General features: G+C 71.8%; 9 protein-coding genes and 1 pseudogene. 5 read left to right on the forward strand and 5 right to left on the reverse strand.

The window, feature by feature from the left end; all coding sequences use genetic code 11:
- Position 1 precedes the first annotated feature (1 nt).
- Positions 2-1,478: pseudogene (locus tag AC2RP6_RS14095) on the reverse strand (sugar transferase).
- Between the two features lie 381 nt (positions 1,479-1,859).
- Between AC2RP6_RS14095 and AC2RP6_RS14100 the strand changes: the two are divergent.
- Positions 1,860-4,130, forward strand: coding sequence for a M4 family metallopeptidase (locus tag AC2RP6_RS14100; RefSeq protein ID WP_486446535.1), 2,271 nt, complete (start codon positions 1,860-1,862; stop codon positions 4,128-4,130).
- Between the two features lie 140 nt (positions 4,131-4,270).
- Here the strand turns inward: AC2RP6_RS14100 and AC2RP6_RS14105 are convergent, their stop codons facing one another.
- Both AC2RP6_RS14105 and glgP read right to left on the reverse strand, forming a co-directional pair.
- Positions 4,271-4,903 (reverse strand): hypothetical protein, encoded by a 633-nt coding sequence (locus AC2RP6_RS14105; protein ID WP_486446536.1) that lies wholly within the window; start codon positions 4,901-4,903, stop codon positions 4,271-4,273.
- 210 nt (positions 4,904-5,113) lie between these two features.
- Entirely contained in the window at positions 5,114-7,750 is a 2,637-nt protein-coding gene (gene glgP, locus AC2RP6_RS14110) for an alpha-glucan family phosphorylase (protein WP_486446537.1), read from the reverse strand.
- 833 nt (positions 7,751-8,583) lie between these two features.
- Here glgP and AC2RP6_RS14115 point away from each other — a divergent pair.
- The 4 genes from AC2RP6_RS14115 (at position 8,584) to glgB (ending at position 16,197) form a co-directional block, all read left to right on the forward strand.
- Positions 8,584-10,578: an alpha-1,4-glucan--maltose-1-phosphate maltosyltransferase gene (locus AC2RP6_RS14115; RefSeq protein WP_486446538.1), complete on the forward strand. Its 1,995-nt coding sequence runs from the start codon at positions 8,584-8,586 to the stop codon at positions 10,576-10,578.
- On the forward strand, positions 10,575-12,293 hold the full coding sequence (gene treS, locus AC2RP6_RS14120; RefSeq protein ID WP_053612094.1) for a maltose alpha-D-glucosyltransferase: 1,719 nt from the start codon (positions 10,575-10,577) through the stop codon (positions 12,291-12,293). The genes AC2RP6_RS14115 and treS overlap by 4 nt, the downstream gene beginning before the upstream one ends.
- A gap of 176 nt (positions 12,294-12,469) precedes the next feature.
- Entirely contained in the window at positions 12,470-13,912 is a 1,443-nt protein-coding gene (locus AC2RP6_RS14125) for a maltokinase N-terminal cap-like domain-containing protein (protein WP_486446539.1), read from the forward strand.
- Positions 13,909-16,197 (forward strand): 1,4-alpha-glucan branching enzyme, encoded by a 2,289-nt coding sequence (glgB, locus tag AC2RP6_RS14130; protein ID WP_486446540.1) that lies wholly within the window; start codon positions 13,909-13,911, stop codon positions 16,195-16,197. The genes AC2RP6_RS14125 and glgB overlap by 4 nt, the downstream gene beginning before the upstream one ends.
- Here glgB and trxA read toward each other — a convergent pair.
- Positions 16,187-16,531, reverse strand: a complete 345-nt coding sequence (gene trxA, locus AC2RP6_RS14135) for a thioredoxin (protein ID WP_486446541.1) — start codon at positions 16,529-16,531, stop codon at positions 16,187-16,189. The two genes, glgB and trxA, sit on opposite strands and share 11 nt — an antisense overlap.
- A 22-nt stretch (positions 16,532-16,553) precedes the next feature.
- Positions 16,554-16,946, reverse strand: a complete 393-nt coding sequence (locus tag AC2RP6_RS14140; RefSeq protein WP_486446542.1) for a MerR family transcriptional regulator — start codon at positions 16,944-16,946, stop codon at positions 16,554-16,556.
- Positions 16,947-17,024: the final 78 nt, after the last annotated feature.

The raw sequence follows: 17,024 nt of genomic DNA on the forward strand, positions 1-17,024 counted from the left end.
CTCAGTAGGCTCCGCGACCGTCGACGACGGCGCGGAGCGTACGGCCCATCACGTCGACGTCACTGGTGAAGGACCAGTTGTCGACGTACTGCAGGTCCAGCTGGATCGTCTCGTCCCACGACAGGTCCGACCGGCCGCTGATCTGCCACAGCCCCGTCATCCCGGGGCGCACGGTCAGCCGGCGCAGCTCGACCTCGTCGTACTGGGCCACCTCCTCCGGCAGCGGAGGGCGCGGGCCGACCAGCGACATGTCGCCGATGAGCACGTTGACGAGCTGCGGCAGCTCGTCCAGGGACGTGCGGCGCAGGAGCCGGCCCACCCGGGTGACCCGGGGGTCGCGCCGCATCTTGAACATCAGGCCGTCGTTCTCGTTGGCCCCGGCCAGCTCGGCCTTGCGCGCGTCGGCGTCCACCACCATCGTGCGGAACTTCCACATGACGAAGGGGACCCCGTCGCGGCCGATGCGCCGCTGGCGGTAGAAGGCGGGACCGCGCGAGCCGAAGCGGATCGCGAGGACGATCCCGAGGAAGAACGGGGAGAGCAGCAGCAGGCCGGCCGCCGCGCCCACCCGGTCGAGGACCGACTTGAGCAAGGTCTGCACGCCCCGGCTGACCGGCGGTGCGACGCGCAGCACGGCGAGTCCGCCGGCGGACAGCGTCTCCAGCCGCTTGACGGAGACCTCCACCAGGCCGGGGAAGACGGCGAGTCTCCAGTCCCGCGTCGTGCAGGGCCCAGGCGATGCGGCGCAGCCGCTCCCCCGTGATCCGTACGCCGGGGGCCACCAGCACCAGGTCGGCGTGGTGGCTGAGGACCGCGCCGAGCACGGCGGCCGAGTCGACGCCGGGGGCCCCGGGGGCGTCCGCGTCGAGCCGGGCCGCCACGGGGACGCCGCTGGCGAGCCGGCCGGTGCCGACGGGCACGACACCGACGACCACATACGGGTGGTCGGTGCGGGCGGCGAGGTGGGCGATGACGTCCTCGGCCGCGTCGGGTTCCCCTATGACGAGGACGCGGCTCACGGCCTGTGCCTCGCGGCGGGCGGCCGAGAGGTGGCGGTAGGTCAGCTTGTGGCAGGCGACGGTGATCAGCAGGGCGGGCACCAGGGCCCCGAGGGCGGACAGCCGGGGCGTGTCCTCCTCGGTCACCACGCGCGCCACGGCCAGGACGCCGATCAGAATCAGCCAGTCGTGGAGGACCGGCAGCACTCCGCGGGACTCTCCGAGCGCCCGCGTGGCGTACCGGCGGCGCAGCGCCTGGATGCCGGTCCACGCCACGGCCGCGGCCAGCGCGCAGTAGACGGGTCGGACCTGCTGGGCGGCGTCGAAGACGAGTCCGACGGGGACGGCCGCGCCGAAGAAGTCGGCGGCCATCGCGGCCGGACGGTACCAGCGGGCCTTGTCCCCGAGGCGCCGTGCGGGCGCCAGGGACTCATGGGCCGCTCTGGCCACCCTTTGCGCAGGAAAATGAACATGCCTCATGGGCCCCCCTGGCACGTGGTCTATGACTTCGGCAAGTGTCCACGGCTTCCCCTGGCAACGGACACCGCCGCACCGGCAAACAGTACGGCAAACACCCGTACGGTAAATGCCGTTTCGGTCAACCCAGTCTCTTGTTGCGCAAGTGTTAGCAACCGGTAGCACCCGTTCCGAATCCTGGACGCCCTGGGACGCACACGAAGGTGAATGCTCCGGATACCGGATACGTATCTTCGGACAACGAACTGTTTCCGGCCAACCTTTTGACGCGGCCCTGACATCCGCCGCGCCAAGTGGCAATCTTCGACCGTTCATCGCACCGCACCTGCTCTGCCCGGAGGCCCACCCAGCCATCCGGAACCCCCCTTGCAGAAGGAGTCTGCGTTGAGGTCCACCCCCCAGAGGCGTGCCACCGCGGCGGGCGCGCTCGTTGCCGCGGCAGCCCTGCTCGCCGTAGGTATACAGACCGGAACCGCCACCGCCGACGCCACCGCGTCACAGGCACCCAAGGCCGCCCAGTCCAATCCGGGCGCGGCCAACCGCGTACTCAGCGCATCGGAGCGTGCGACGCTCCTCGCCGAGGCCAACTCGACCACCGCACAGGCCGCCAAGGCGCTCGGCCTCGGCAGTGGCGAGAAGCTCGTCGTCCGCGACGTCGTCCAGGATGCGGACGGTACGACGCACACGACGTACGAGCGGACCTACAACGGCCTGCCCGTGCTCGGCGGTGACCTCACGGTCCACGCCAAGGACGGCGTCACCAAGAGTGTGACCAAGGCGACCCACCACGAGATCAAGGTCGCCACCACGGACGCCACCGTCACCCCGGCGGCCGCCGAGAGCCAGGCCGTCGCCGCCGCCGGCGCCGAGGGCTCCAAGGAGGCCAAGCCCTCCAAGAACGCCCGCAAGGTGATCTGGGCCGCCGAAGGCGCTCCGGTCCTCGCGTTCGAGACCGTCGTCGGCGGAATCCAGCACGACGGCACCCCGAACGAGCTGCACGTGGTGACCGACGCCAAGACCGGCGCCAAGATCACCGAGTGGCAGGCCATCGAGACCGGCACCGGCAACACGATGTACAGCGGTCAGGTCACCCTGGGCACCACGCAGTCGGGCAGCACCTGGAACCTCACCGACGCCGCGCGCGGCAGCCACAAGACCTACAACCTCAACCGCGGCACGGGCTCCGGCACCGGCACGCTGTTCTCCGGCCCGGACGACGTCTGGGGCAACGGCCTGCCGTCCAACCTGGAGACGGCCGGCGGTGACGCCCACTACGGCGCCGCGGTCACGTGGGACTACTACAAGAACGTGCACGGCCGCAACGGCCTGCGCAACGACGGCGTGGCCCCGTACAGCCGGGTCCACTACGGCAACTCCTACGTGAACGCCTTCTGGTCCGACTCCTGCTTCTGCATGACGTACGGCGACGGCGAGGGCAACAACAAGCCCCTCACCTCCACCGACGTCGCCGCGCACGAGATGACCCACGGTCTGACCTCGGTCACCGGCAACATGACCTACAGCGGTGAGCCCGGCGGTCTGAACGAGGCGACCTCCGACATCATGGCGGCCGCCGTCGAGTTCTACGCCAACAACCCCCAGGACGTCGGTGACTACCTGGTCGGCGAGAAGATCGACATCAACGGCGACGGCACCCCGCTGCGCTACATGGACAAGCCGAGCAAGGACGGCTCGTCCAAGGACGCCTGGTACTCCGGCCTCGGCGGCATCGACGTCCACTACTCCTCGGGCCCGGCCAACCACTGGTACTACCTGGCCTCCGAGGGCTCGGGCGCCAAGGTCGTCAACGGCGTGAGCTACGACTCGCCGACCTCCGACGGTCTCCCGGTCACCGCGATCGGCCGCGACGCCGCCTCGAAGATCTGGTTCCGCGCGCTGACCACCGGTCTGTTCAAGTCGAACACCAACTACGCGGCCGCCCGTACGGCGACCCTGCAGGCGGCGGCCGACCTGTACGGCGCGGGCTCGACCACCTACAACAACGCGGCGAACGCGTGGGCGGCCATCAACGTCGGCCCGCGCATCGTCAGCGGCGTCTCGGTCACCCCGATCGCCAACCAGACCACCCAGATCAACACCGCCGTGAGCCTGCAGGTCCAGGCCACGAGCACCAACCCGGGTGCGCTGAGCTACGCGGCGACCGGCCTGCCGGCCGGCCTGTCGATCAACTCCTCGACCGGTCTGATCTCCGGTACGGCCACCACCGCGGGCACGTCCAACGTGACCGTCACCGTGACCGACTCGCAGAGCAAGACCGGCACGGCGTCCTTCACCTGGACCGTCGGCACCGGCCAGCAGAACGTCTTCGAGAACACGGCCGACTACCAGATCAAGGACAACGCCACGGTCGAGTCCCCGATCAGCGTGACGCGCACGGGCAACGCCCCGAGCACGCTGAAGGTGGACGTGAACATCGTCCACACCTACGTCGGTGACCTGGTGGTCGACCTGGTCGCCCCCGACGGCAGCGTCTACAACCTGCGCAACCGCACCGGTGGCAGCGCGGACAACATCGTCCAGACCTTCACCGTGAACGCCTCCTCGGAGGTCGCCAACGGCACCTGGAAGCTCCGCGTCCGGGACGCCGCCAGCCTGGACACCGGCTACATCAACAGCTGGAAGCTCACCTTCTGATCCGTCGGGCAGCGTGAGTCACAGCCGCACGGACAGATAGACACGGGGCCGCCCGGGAGAAGACCTCCCCGGGCGGCCCTGTCCCATGGGCCGGACGGGGCTGACGGGGCTGACGGGGCTGACGGTCGCGGTGCGGCGGGTCAGCCGAGGGCGCGCAGCACCATCGGGACGAAGTCCTCCTCCGGCCCGTCCGTCTGCTCCGCTTCCTCCACCGCGTCGGCGTCACCCTGGTCGCCGCGGCCCTGGCCCTCCTCGCGGCCGTCGCCCCAGTCACCGCGGCCCTGGCCCTCCTCGCCCCCGTCGCCCCAGTCACCGCGGCCCTGGCCCTCCTCGCCGCCGTCGCCCCAGTCACCGCGGCTCTGGCCCTCCTCTCCCCCGTCGCCCCAGTCACCGCGGCCGGGACCCTGACCGGATTCGTCCACCGGCTTGAAGAAGGCGGCGACGACCCGCACGTCCGACACCGTCCCGTTCGGCCTCAGCGTCGCCACCGCGCGGCCGGCGCAGCCGGGGTTGTCGTACAGCAGGGCCCGCGACCGCGTCCGGTTGGTGACCTGGACGGCGGGGTCGCGGCGGGACGTGCCCGTGAGCAGGTAGCAGGTGCCGTCGTCCGCGGGCCGGATCCGGCCCTGCCGCTCGCGGCCCGCGTCGTCGACGTACCGGTAGGACAGCGTGCCGAGGCGGTCCCCGTGGTCGTCGGCCGGCGCGGGGCCGGCCGTGGGCAGGGCGAGCGCGAGAGCGCCGGCGAACACGGCGGCGGTGGTGCCAAGACGCATGGGTGAGAGTCCGTTCCTCGGTTCCTCGGGTTCCGCGGACGCCGGATCCGGTGGCATCCGCGGGCAGCGTAGGAGCGGACCGGGGCGCTGAAACGATTCGGCATGCGGGGCGCGTGCGCAGGTTCACCCGGGAGGTCCCCGCCGGGCGCCGCCGTGGGGCGGGCGGCGGTCGACCCGCCGCCCGCCCGTTCCGCGCAGCTCACGCCCGCGCTACCGCAGCAGTACCCCGCCGCCGTTGTCCGTGTCCGCGGGAGCCGCGACCAGGCCCAGTTCGGCCGGGGTCGCCAGCAGCGGATGCGTCGGCAGGATCCGGACCGTGTAGCCGAACGGCCCGGTGCGGTCGAGGGCGAGCGGGCCCTCGTAGACCCAGCGGCCCTCCATGTCGGGACCGGCGGCCGGCTTCAGCGGGAAGGTCCGCCCGTCGCGGATCACGTCCTGCGGGTCCACCCGGCCCGCGACCGCCTGCACCTCCACGTCCTCGGGCGCGAGCGTGTCCAGCGACACCTGCACCCGCAGCGTGAGGGTGGCTCCCAGCTCGGCGGTGCCGTTCACGGGAGCCGCGGCCAGCGCCTCCACGTGCTCGACGCCCACCCGCGGCCACGCCGCCCGGACCCGGCCCTTCCACCAGGCGAGGTCCCGCGCCGCGTCGGCGGTGAGGGCGCGGTGGGCGAGCGCGGCCGGTGCGTACAGCCGCTCCACGTACTCGCGCACCATCCGCCCGGCCAGCACCTTCGGCCCCAGTGACACGAGCGTGCGCCGGACCATCTCGATCCACCGCACCGGGAGCCCGGCGCGCCCGGCCCGGTCGTAGAACCGGGGCGCGACGCGGCCCTCGATCAGCTCGTAGAGGGCGCTCGCCTCCAGGTGGTCCCGGCGGTCCTCGTCCGCGCCGAGCCCGTCGGCGGTCGGGATGGCCCAGCCGAAGTCCGGCTCGAACCACTCGTCCCACCAGCCGTCCAGGACGGACAGGTTGAGACAGCCGTTCAGCGCGGCCTTCATCCCGCTCGTGCCGCACGCCTCCAGCGGGCGCAGCGGGTTGTTCAGCCAGACGTCACAGCCCGGGTACAGCTTCTGCGCCATGGCCATGCCGTAGTCGGGCAGGAAGACGATCCGGTGGCGCACCCGCGGGTCGTCGGCGAAGCGCACCAGCTCCTGCACGAGCCGCTTGCCGCCGTCGTCGGCCGGGTGCGCCTTGCCCGCCACGACGATCTGCACGGGCCGCTCCGGGTCCAGCAGCAGCCTGCGCAGCCGGTCCGGGTCGCGCAGCATCAGCGTCAGCCGCTTGTACGAGGGCACGCGCCGGGCGAAGCCGATGGTCAGCACGTCGGGGTCGAGTACGGAGTCCACCCAGCCCAGTTCGGCGGCGGCGGCCCCGCGCTGGAGCCAGGAGGCGCGCAGCCGGTCCCGTACCTCCTGGACCAGCTGCTCGCGGAGCACCCGGCGCAGGTCCCACACGTCCTGGTCGGGAATGTCGGCGACGGCGTCCCAGCGACGGGAACCGCCGACCGACAGGGCGTCCTCGGTACGGCCGGCCCCGATCTGGCGGGAACCGAGCCGGACGACCTCGGGGGCCACCCAGGTCGGGGCGTGGACACCGTTGGTCACGGAGGTGATGGGGACGTCGGCCGGGTCGAAGCCGGGCCACAGCCCGGCGAACATCTCCCGGCTGACCGCGCCGTGCAGGGTGGACACGCCGTTGGCCCGCTGGGCCAGCCGCAGCCCCATCACCGCCATGTTGAACACGCCGGGGTCGCCGCCGGGGAAGGACTCCGCGCCCAGTTCGAGGATCCGGTCGACCGGTACTCCGGCCAGTTCCCCGCCCTCACCGAAGTGCCGGGCGACCAGGCTCCGCTCGAACCGGTCGATCCCGGCCGGGACGGGGGTGTGCGTGGTGAACACGGTTCCGGCGCGCACCGCCTCGACGGCTGCGTCGAAGCCGAGGCCCTGCTCCCGCTCCAGTTCCCTTATGCGCTCCAGCCCCAGGAAACCGGCGTGGCCCTCGTTGGTGTGGAAGACCTCGGGGTCGGGGTGGCCGGTGATCGCACAGTACGCGCGCACCGCGCGCACGCCGCCGATGCCGAGCAGCATCTCCTGGAGGAGCCGGTGGTCGCTGCCGCCGCCGTAGAGCCGGTCGGTCACCTCGCGGGCGGTGGCGTCGTTGTCCTCGACGTCGGAGTCCAGGAGCAGCAGGGGGACGCGCCCGACGCGCGCCTGCCAGACGTGGGCGTGCAGGGCGCGGCCGCCGGGCAGGGTCAGCGAGACGCGGGCGGGGGTGCCGTCGTCCTGGCGGAGCAGGCCGAGCGGGAGTTCGTTGGGGTCGAGGACGGGATAGTGCTCCTGCTGCCAGCCGTCGCGGGAGAGCGACTGGCGGAAGTAGCCGTGGCGGTAGAGGAGTCCCACGCCGATGAGCGGGACGCCGAGGTCGCTGGCGGCCTTCAGGTGGTCCCCGGCGAGGATGCCGAGGCCGCCGGAGTACTGGGGCAGGGCGGCGGTGATCCCGAATTCCGGGGAGAAGTAGGCGATGGCGGCGGGCAGTTCCGGGCCGTTCTCCCGGCTCTGGTACCACCTCCCACCGTTCACGTAGTCATCGAGGTCGGCGGCGGCGACGGCGAGGCGCCGCAGGAACCGACGGTCTCCGGCCAGTTCCTCAAGCCTGGCGGCGGAGACCGTGCCGAGCAGCCGGACGGGATCTCCGCCGGCGGCCTGCCAGCCCTCGGGGTCGACGGATTGGAAGAGTTCGCGGGTCTCGGCATGCCACGACCAGCGCAGGTTGCGCGCGAGATCGGTGAGCGGCAGCAGGGACTCCGGGAGGACGGGGCGCACGGTGAATCGACGGATAGCCTTCACACGTTCCACCTTCGCAGGGGATTGCGGATCGGAGCGGCCGCACCACGCTGTGCACCCGCGCATCACCCCGGGAAGGCTAGCGACGCCCCCGCATTCCGGCCATGCCGCCTCTGCCGGGCACCATGATCCCGGCGCCGGCTGCCGAGCAGTGGAGGCGCCGCGCCCGTGCGCGAGTGGCTGCCCCGGGAGGAGGGAGTGCAGCCCGTTTCCCCGAAGGGGAGGGCGCGCGGCCCGTTCCCCCGGTACGGCGTCTCGGCCGTGCCGGCGTCCCGGCCGGTGTCCTGGCGGCCGACGGGCATCGCACCGCTTCCGGCCGCCGCGGAGCCGGGGCCTCTCCGGCCAGGACCGGCTTTTTTCGGCCACATCTCTCAAATCCTGCGAAACACGGGTCACTCCCGTCCCGCGGCACCATGGACCCGCTGTCTCGCATACCCCCGCGCGGGTGGTTCCCGAGGGGCTGCGGAGAGCCGTGAGACGGGTGTTGCGGGCTCCTACGTCACCTAGTCCCGGCCGACTTGACGGAGCCCCGCCGGATGTCGAGCGGAGCCTTGGTATTGCCCGTGCCACTACGTACGAGTAGTTAACCAAGTGCGCGGATTGGGCTGGGGGAGAGTGGGAAGGGCTCCCCGGGTACACGTGGTACACGCACGGCGCACCCGCCCACAAACCCTCTCCCCGCCACCCGAGTGAACGCGGACAGGAGCGGCCATGCCCGCAGCCCAGCCGTCTCTTGAGCGGCTAGAAACAGAGCGAACAGAGCGTGCACTACCAGTCGTGACACCGGCTGGACTGTTGTCACCGAGCCCTGCGAACTGCCCCCAGGTGATCCCATCATGATCGGTCGCATTCCCGTGCTGGACGTCCGCCCCGCCGTCGACTGCGGCGCCAGACCCGCCAAGGCGGTCGTGGACGAGGTCTTCGAGATCTCCGCCACCGTGTTCCGCGAAGGACACGACGCCCTCTCCGCCCACGTCGTCCTGCGTGATCCGAAGGGGCGGCTGCGGCCCCCCGTGCCGCTGAGCGAACTCGCTCCCGGCACCGACCGGTGGGGCGCCCGGGTCTCCGCCGAGGTCGAGGGGAGGTGGACGTACACCGTCGAGGCGTGGAGCGACCCGGTGGGCACCTGGCGGGCCCATGCCGCGATCAAGATCCCCGCCGGGATCGACACCGGGCTGGTGCTGCTGGAGGGCGCCGAGCTCTACGAGCGGGCCGCGGCCCGGATCCCCAAGCGCGACGGCCGCGAGGCCGTCCTGGCCGCAGCCGACATCATGCGGGACGAGGACCGGCCGGCCGCCGAGCGGTACGAGGCCGCCCTCTCCCCCGCCGTGGCGGCCGCGCTCGCCCGGCGCCCCCTGCGGGAGCTGGTCACCGCCTCCAAACCGCTGCCCGTGCTCGTCGAGCGCAAGCGGGCCCTCTTCGGCTCCTGGTACGAGATGTTCCCGCGCTCCGAGGGAGCGGTGCTGGAGCCCGGCGAGGCCCCGGTCAGCGGCACCTTCCGGACCGCCGCCGAGCGGCTGCCCGCCATCGCCGCGATGGGCTTCGACGTGGTCTACCTGCCGCCCATCCACCCCATCGGCAGCACCTACCGCAAGGGCCCGAACAACACGCTTTCCGCGGGCAGTTGGGACCCCGGCGTACCGTGGGCCATCGGCTCCACCGAGGGCGGGCACGAGGCGGTCCACCCCGAACTGGGCACCATCGAGGACTTCGACGCCTTCGTCGCCCGCGCCCGTGAGCTGCACATGGAGATCGCGCTGGACTTCGCCCTCCAGTGCTCCCCCGACCACCCGTGGGTGGAGAAGCACCCGGAGTGGTTCCGCCACCGCGCCGACGGGACCATCGCGTACGCCGAGAACCCGCCGAAGAAGTACCAGGACATCTACCCGGTCCACTTCGACACCGACATGGCCGGCATCGTCGAGGAGACCTGCCGGATCCTGCGGCACTGGATGGACCACGGGGTGCGCATCTTCCGGGTCGACAATCCGCACACCAAGCCCGTCGTCTTCTGGCAGAAGGTGATCGCGGACATCAACAAGTCCGACCCGGACGTGATCTTCCTGGCGGAGGCCTTCACCCGGCCCGCGATGATGCGCGCGCTCGCCGCCGTCGGCTTCCAGCAGTCCTACACGTACTTCACCTGGCGCAACACCAAGGCCGAGCTGACCGAATACCTGACCGAGCTGTCCGGCACCGCGTCCGCCTCGGTGATGCGGCCGAATTTCTTCGTCAACACGCCCGACATCCTGCACGAGTACCTGCAGAAGGGCGGCCGCCCCGCCTTCGAGGTGCGCGCCGTCCTCGCCGCCACCCTGTCCCCCACCTGGGGCATCTACTCCGGCTACGAGCTGTGCGAGAACACCCCGGTGCGCGAGGGCAGCGAGGAGTACCTGAACTCCGAGAAGTACGAGTTCCGGCCGCGCGACTGGGCCGCCGCCGACCGCGAGGGCCGCACCATCGCCCCGCTGATCACCACCCTGAACCGGCTGCGCCGGCGCAACCCCGCGCTCCAGCAGCTGCGCGACATCCACTTCCACCCGACCGACAACGAACAGGTGATCGCCTATTCGAAGCACGCGGGCGCCAATTCCGTACTGGTGGTCGTCAACCTCGATCCGCACCACACCCAGGAGGCGACGGTCTCGTTGGACATGCCGGTACTCGGCCTCGACTGGCACGGGTCCCTCGCGGTGCGCGACGAGCTCACCGGCGAGACCTATCACTGGGGCAGGGCGAACTACGTGCGTCTAGAGCCGGGCCGCACGCCCGCGCACGTCCTGGCCGCTCTGCGACCGTCCCCGCCCACCGGAGGGTCACCCACCACATGATGATCAACGATCCCGTCCACGACACCTTCGAGGACACCCCAGCCAAGGACCGCGATCCCGACTGGTTCAAGCGGGCCGTCTTCTACGAGGTCCTCGTCCGCTCCTTCCACGACAGCAACGGCGACGGCGTCGGGGACCTCAAGGGCCTCACCGCCAAACTGGACTACCTCCAGTGGCTCGGCGTCGACTGCCTGTGGCTGCCGCCGTTCTTCGCCTCGCCCCTGCGCGACGGCGGCTACGACGTCTCCGACTACACCTCGGTGCTGCCCGAGTTCGGCGACCTCGCCGACTTCGTGGAGTTCGTCGACGCCGCGCACACCCGCGGCATGCGGGTGATCATCGACTTCGTCATGAACCACACCAGCGACCAGCACGAGTGGTTCCAGCAGTCGCGCAAGGACCCGGAGGGCCCCTACGGCGACTACTACATGTGGGCCGACAACGACAAGCAGTACCAGGACGCCCGGATCATCTTCGTCGACACCGAGACCTCGAACTGGACGTACGACCCGGTCCGCAAGCAGTACTACTGGCACCGCTTCTTCTCCCACCAGCCGGACCTCAACTTCGAGAACCCGGCCGTCCAGGAGGAGATCATCTCCGCCCTGCGGTTCTGGCTGGACCTCGGCATCGACGGCTTCCGCCTCGACGCCGTGCCCTACCTGTACGCCGAGGAGGGCACCAACTGCGAGAACCTCCCCCGCACCCACCAGCTGCTGAAGAGGGTCCGGGCGGAGATCGACGCGCACTACCCGGACACCGTGCTGCTCGCCGAGGCCAACCAGTGGCCCGAGGACGTCGTCGACTACTTCGGGGACTTCGCCAAGGGCGGCGACGAGTGCCACATGGCGTTCCACTTCCCGGTCATGCCGCGCATCTTCATGGCGGTGCGAAGAGAGTCGCGCTACCCGGTCTCCGAGATCCTGGCCAAGACCCCGGCCATCCCGAAGAACTGCCAGTGGGGCATCTTCCTGCGCAACCACGACGAGCTCACCCTCGAAATGGTCACGGACGAAGAGCGCGACTACATGTACGCCGAGTACGCCAAGGACCCGCGGATGCGGGCCAACATCGGCATCCGGCGCCGCCTCGCCCCCCTGCTGGACAACGACCGCAACCAGATGGAGCTGTTCACGGCCCTGCTGCTGTCGCTGCCCGGCTCGCCGGTCCTCTACTACGGCGACGAGATCGGCATGGGCGACAACATCTGGCTGGGCGACCGCGACGGCGTCCGCACCCCCATGCAGTGGACCCCGGACCGCAACGCCGGTTTCTCCTCGTGCGATCCGGGCAGGCTGAACCTGCCGGTCATCATGGACCCGGTCCACGGGTACCAGGTCACCAACGTCGAGGCGGCCATGGCGTCGCCCTCCTCGCTGCTGCACTGGACCCGTCGGCTGATCGAGATCCGCAAGGCGAACCCCGCCTTCGGCCTCGGCTCGTACACCGAACTGCAGTCGTCCAACCCGGCGGTGCTCGCGTTCCTGCGCGAGTACGGGGACGACCTGGTGCTGTGCGTGCACAACTTCTCGCGCTTCGCGCAGCCCACCGAGCTGGACCTGCAGTCGTTCAACGGGCGGGTACCGGTGGAGCTCACCGGTGACGTGCGCTTCCCGCCGATCGGCGAGTGGCCGTACCTGCTGACCCTGGCGGGACACGGCTTCTACTGGTTCCGGCTGCGTGCCGAACAGCGCGGTGACCGCCGCGCCGAATAGCGGCACGGTCACAGGCGGACACGCCTGAAGCAAGGGGCGGGCGGCTCGAACGGGTCAATCGCCCGCCCCTGTACGGATCATCCTGACCCGACACACGCACATGCCGGAGAAGCAACTGCCGCGCATCCGGGACACTCTGCGCATTCTGTGACGGCCCGGGGAAAGGACGCGACGCCATGTCGGAGGCTGCATCCGCCCGGAGCCGGCTCACTGCCGACCGGGCCGCCGGGATCGCCCCGCTGGAACCGATGCTGCGGGCCTGGTTGCCCGCGCAGCGCTGGTTCGCGGGCAAGGGCCGGGCCATCAGCAGACTCACGACCGTCTCGGCGGCCGACCTGCTGCCCCCCGGTTCCACCCCCGGACTGCTGCACGTGCTCCTGGACGTGGACGGGGACTGCTACCAGCTGCTGCTGGGCATCCGCCCGTCCCTGCCGCCCGCACTCGCCCCCACCCTCATCGGCCACGCCGAGGAGGGCCCCTACGCCGGCCGGGTGGTCTACGAGGCGCTGGGCGACCCCCGGCTCGCGGCGATGCTGATGGAGCGGCTGCGCTCGCCCGGCACGCTCGGCCCGCTGCGTTTCGACCGCGATCCGGCCACGCCGATCCCGGCCGGGCTCACGCCCCGGCCGCTGTCCGGAGAGCAGACGAACTCGTCCCTGATCTACGGAGATTCGTTCATCCTGAAGGTCTTCCGCCGGGTCGGCCCCGGCGTCAACCCGGACCTGGAGCTGCCCAGGGCGCTGGCCGCGGCCGGCTGCACGCGGGTGCCGGCGCCCGTCGCCTGGTACGAGGCGGAGCCACCCGGTGGCGAACCGCTGACGCTGGGCGTGCTCCAGCCGTACCTGCGCGGCTCCGACGACGGCTGGCAGCTGGCACTGCGCCGGCTCGGCGCCGGCGAGGACTTCACCGCCGAGGCGCACGCGCTCGGCCGGGCCACCGCGGAGGTGCACAGCGCGCTCGCCGCGGCCCTGCCCACCGTCGCCCTCGGTCCCGAGCAGACCGCCCGGCTGGCCGCCGGAATGACGGCGCGGCTCGCGGCCACGGCCCGGGAGGTCGCGGCGCTGCGGCCCTACGAGGCCGGGCTGCGGGGGGCCTTCGACGCCCTGGCCGCGTCCCGCGGGGCGGGGGTGGCGGCGCAGCGGATCCACGGTGACCTCCATCTGGGTCAGACCCTGCGCACCCTCGACGGCGGCTGGTCGTTGATCGACTTCGAGGGCGAGCCGGCCCGGCCCCTGGCCGACCGGCGCCGTCCCGAACCGGCGGTGCGCGACATCGCCGGGATGCTGCGTTCCTTCGACTACGCCGCCCGCTCGCACCGGCCGTTCGCCCCCGCCTGGGCGGACGACTGCCGGGCCGCGTTCTGCGAGGGCTACGCCCGCACCACCGGCCGGGACCCGCGCGAGGATCCCGTACTGCTGCGGGCGTACGAGACCGACAAGGCGGTGTACGAGGCGCGGTACGAGTCCCGGCACCGCCCCGACTGGCTGCACGTCCCGATGGCCGCGATCCGGCGGCTCTCGGAACCGGTACGGCCCGCCCACCGCGTGCCGCCGACCCCGCCCGCCCTCTCTCCCCATCCGCACCCCCGCCCGAAGCCCCCGAGGAGGCCGCTCGCGTGAGCGCCGCACGACAGCCGTCACCGACCGTCCGCGACGATGCCGCACCCGCCCCGGCGGCGGCCGAGAAGCCCCGCACTCCCCGGGCCCGCCGTGCCGCCCCTCCGCACGGGGTCCGGCCGGCGCCGGCGCTCGGCTCCGAGGAACGGGCCCGGCTGCTGGAGGGCCGCCACCACGACCCGCACGCGGTGCTGGGCGCGCGCACCCAGCACGGCGGGGTGGCCTTCCGGGCACTGCGCCCCTACGCCAAGGCGGTCACGGTGATCGCCAAGGGGTTGCGGGCGGAGCTCCACGACGAGGGCGACGGGCTGTTCTCCGGTCTGCTGCCGCTGGCGGCGGTACCGGACTACCGGCTGCTGGTGGCGTACGAGGGCGACGAGATCGAGGTCGAGGACGCCTACCGGTTCCTGCCCGCCCTCGGCGAGCTGGACCTCCACCTGATCGGCGAGGGCCGCCACGAGCGGCTGTGGACGGCGCTGGGCGCCCAGCCGATGGTGCACCAGGGCGTGGCGGGCACCCGGTTCACCGTGTGGGCGCCGAACGCGCAGGGGGTGCGGGTCGCCGGGGACTTCTCGTACTGGGACTCGGTCGCCCATCCGATGCGCTCGCTCGGCGCGAGCGGTGTCTGGGAGCTGTTCCTGCCCGGGGTCGGCGCGGGGACGCTGTACAAGTACGACATCACGCGCCCCGACGGCAGCCACACGCTGCGCGCCGACCCGATGGCCCGGTCCACGGAGGTCCCGCCGGCGACCGCCTCCGTGGTCACGGCGTCGCAGTACGCGTGGCAGGACGCGGAATGGATGGCGAGGCGCGGCGCCCGCCCCCCGCACCAGGCCCCCTTCTCGGTGTACGAACTGCACCTGGCGTCCTGGCGGCCGGGGCTCTCCTACCGCCAGCTCGCCGAGCAGCTCCCCGCGTACGTCAAGGAGCTGGGCTTCACGCACGTGGAGATGATGCCGGTCGCCGAGCACCCCTTCGGCGGCTCGTGGGGGTACCAGGTCACCGGCTTCTACGCCCCGACCTCGCGGATGGGCACGCCGGACGACTTCCGCTTCCTCGTGGACTCGCTGCACCGGGCCGGGATCGGCGTGATCGTCGACTGGGTGCCGGCGCACTTCCCGCGGGACGAGTGGGCGCTGGCGGAGTTCGACGGACGGCCCCTGTACGAGCACCACGACCCGCGGCGGGCCGCGCACCCGGACTGGGGGACGCTGGAGTTCGACTACGGGCGCAAGGAGGTGCGCAACTTCCTCGTCGCCAACGCCGTGTACTGGTGCGAGGAGTTCCACGTGGACGGGCTGCGCGTGGACGCGGTGGCCTCGATGCTCTACCTGGACTACTCGCGGGGCGAGGGCGAGTGGACGCCCAACGAGCACGGCGGCCGGGAGAACCTGGACGCCGTGGCGTTCCTGCAGGAGATGAACGCCACCGTGTACCGCCGCTGCCCGGGGGTGGTGACCATCGCGGAGGAGTCCACCGCCTGGGACGGCGTGACCCGGCCGACGGACGGCGGCGGGCTGGGCTTCGGCCTGAAGTGGAACATGGGCTGGATGCACGACACCCTGCGCTACATGTCGAAGGAGTCGGTGCACCGCAAGTACCACCACCACGACATGACCTTCGGGATGATCTACGCCTTCAGCGAGAACTACGTGCTGCCGATCTCGCACGACGAGGTGGTGCACGGCAAGCGCTCGCTCGTGTCGAAGATCCCGGGCGGCGACTGGTGGCAGCAGCGGGCCGCGCACCGGGCGTACCTCGGCTTCATGTGGGCCCATCCGGGCAAGCAACTCCTCTTCATGGGGCAGGAGTTCGCCCAGGGGTCGGAGTGGTCGGAGAGCCACGGGCCGGACTGGTGGCTGCTGGACTCCTCCTACGGGGCGGCCGCCGACCACCGGGGCGTGCGCGACCTCGTGCGCGACCTGAACCTCGCCTACGCGGCGGCGCCGGCGCTGTGGGAGCGCGACACCGTACCGGAGGGCTTCGCCTGGGTCGAGGCGGACGCCGCGGAGGACAACGTCTTCGCCTTCCTGCGGTACGCGCAGGACGGTTCGCAGCTGCTGGCGGTGTCGAACTTCTCGCCCGTGGTCCGGCACGGCTACCGGATCGGGGTGCCGGAGGAGGTGCCGCAGTGGCGTGAGGTCCTCAACACCGACAGGGAGGCCTACGGCGGCAGCGGGGTGCACCACGCGCAGCCGCTGCGGCCCGAGCCGGTACCGGCCCAGGGCCGCCCGGCGAGCCTGCGGATGACGCTGCCGCCGCTGGCCACGATCTGGCTCAGGCCGTAGCGAGCTGGTCGTCCAGTTCCTGGAGGAGGCGGCGCCTGGGCCGGGCGCCGACCATCTGGCGGACGGGTTCGCCGTCGCGGAAGAGGAGCAGGGTCGGCATGGACAGCACCCCGTACCGGGCCACGGTGCCGGGGTTGCGGTCCGCGTCGATCTGCACGACCTTGAGGCGCTCGGCCTCCTCGGCGGCGATGCTCGACAGCACCGGGGCGAGCTGGCGGCAGGGGCCGCACCAGTCCGCCGTGAACTCGACCAGGACGGGCCTGCCGCGCTCGGCGAGGACCTCGGCCTCGAAGTCCGCGTCGGTCACCTCGGCCACTCCGTGGGCGTGCACCATGTCGATTCCTCTCTCGTGGGGGTCAGGGCGTCATCTCGCAGCGCGGGGCGGCGGCCTCGCCGGCTGCCTCCTCGGCGCCGGCGAGCTGCCGCGCGACCTGGTCCCGTACGTCTGCGAGCCGGCCGATCAGGTCGTCCAGCTCGGCGAGCTTGCGCCGGTAGACGGCGAGCGAAGCGGGGCACGAGTCCCCGGCCGGGTGGCCGGCCCGCAGGCACTCCAGGAACGGCCGGGTCTCTTCCAGTTCGAAGCCGAAGTCCTGGAGCGTGCGGATCTCCCGCAGCAGCCGCAGGTCGTCCTCGTCGTAGGTCCGGTGGCCGTTGTCCGCGCGCCGCGCGGGCAGCAGCCCGCGCGCCTCGTAGTACCTCAGCGTCCGGGTGCTGGTCCCGGCGCGTTCCGCCAGTTCGCCGATGCGCATGGACCGACCGTAAGCGTTGACGCCGACGTCAGGGCAAGGGGCGGGGAGGGCGGGGCCCTCGCCACCCCCGTATGCGAG

Source organism: Streptomyces sp. WAC03905, from assembly GCF_057371075.1.